Annotated in this window: 1 pseudogene; it reads right to left on the reverse strand. The window is 71.9% G+C overall.

What is annotated here, in order from left to right:
* Positions 1 to 398, reverse strand: a pseudogene (locus GTW67_RS33790) (5-methyltetrahydropteroyltriglutamate--homocysteine S-methyltransferase); the annotation flags it as partial.
* Positions 399 to 506: the final 108 nt, after the last annotated feature.

Genomic DNA, 506 nt, shown 5'->3' on the forward strand with positions numbered 1-506 from the left:
TGTTCGGGGACCAGGTAGTGGTAGTTGGTGTCGAACCACTTGGTCATCTCCAGCGGCGCCGCGTCCTGGGTGCCGCGCGCCATGGCGAAGTACCCGTCGAGCGCGTCGGCCGCGACGGCGTCCCGGTGCCGGGCGGGGATCGCGCCGACCATGACGGTGGCGTCCAGGACATGGTCGTAGAGCGAGAAGTCCCCGGTGGGAACCTCGTCGACGCCGGCTTCGGCGAGCTGCGTCCAGTTGGCCCGGCGCAGGCCGGCGGCGGTGCTCCGGAGGGCGTCGGCGGTGACGCGGCCCTTCCAGTAGCCCTCGATCGCCTTCTTCAGCTCCCGGTTCCGGCCCTGGCGGGGGTAGCCGTACACGGTGGCCCGTGCTGCCGCGGCCGCGGTCTTCGGTGTCACGGAGATCTCCTTCGCGAGATGAATCCCTGAGATCCCGGCGACGGGACGAGAAGCGCGAAGGGGTGACGGACCGGGCGGGCACGGCCTCGCGCGGCGAGGCGCGGTCGA

Source organism: Streptomyces sp. SID5910 (assembly GCF_009862125.1).
Taxonomy (GTDB): Bacteria; Actinomycetota; Actinomycetes; order Streptomycetales; family Streptomycetaceae; genus Streptomyces.